An 816-nucleotide genomic window follows, 5' to 3' on the forward strand; every position below is an offset into this window, starting at 1 on the left:
CCTTGAAGCCCTGGCCTGCGGTTGCCCAGTGTTGTTAAGTGATGGAGTGGGTGCGGGCGAGGAATTGGAACGGTTACTTACAACACAACCCTGGGGTGCAGTGCTACCCCGCCGCTCACATTTGTGGAGCCAGTGGTTAGCGGCTTGGCTTTTAAATTTTGCAGCTAAACCGTTAAGGCTTGATCCGCAGTTGTTAGTGGATCATTACGGCAGCAGCGCAGTGGCAGCCAATTTCGAAGCCCTCTATCGCACCCTGTTGTGACACCGTCGGTGGCAGGGGTTGTGCTCACCCTAAATGAAGCAACAGATCTGCCTCGGGCCCTRGCTTCCCTGAGCTGGTGCCAGGAACTATTGGTGCTTGATTCCGGYAGCAACGATGGCACCACCGCCCTTGCCGCTTCCCTAGGCGCCCAAGTGCTGGTTMATAAACCAKGTGGTGAATTTTTGATTAGTGAACAACGCAATTGGGCMYTAACCCATGGAAATCTGCAAAGYAGCTGGGTGTTRTTTCTCGATGCGGATGAGGAACTTAGTAGCGCAGCTAYTGCTGCTATCAAAAAGGCTTTGGCAAAGGCTGCCCTATCGCCAGCGGCGCCTGTTGGTTTTGAACTAACGCCCCGTTATTGGTTCCTAGGCCGTTGGTTGCGCCACACCCAGGGTTATCCCAATTGGCATCCCCGCTTGTTGCAACGCCAATGCCTTCGCTTTGAAGGCGGCGTTTGGGAAAGTTTTTGCAGCATTAACGGCGGCCCACCAGGGCCRGTGGCTCGTATCYAWGAACCCTATGAGCACTATGCCTTTAGCAAAGGAATAGAC

General features: G+C 54.1%; 2 protein-coding genes. Both read left to right on the top strand.

From position 1 onward, the window contains the following. A partial coding sequence (locus C7K08_RS15785) for a glycosyltransferase (protein ID WP_161955961.1) occupies positions 1-262 on the top strand: 262 nt, incomplete at its 5' end. Then, positions 259-816: glycosyltransferase family 2 protein (locus C7K08_RS14735; protein ID WP_133165339.1), on the top strand; the 558-nt coding region annotated here is incomplete at its 3' end. The genes C7K08_RS15785 and C7K08_RS14735, both read left to right, overlap by 4 nt.

The organism is Synechococcus lacustris str. Tous (assembly GCF_003011125.1).
In the GTDB taxonomy this organism is placed as follows: Bacteria; Cyanobacteriota; Cyanobacteriia; order PCC-6307; family Cyanobiaceae; genus Synechococcus_D; species Synechococcus_D lacustris.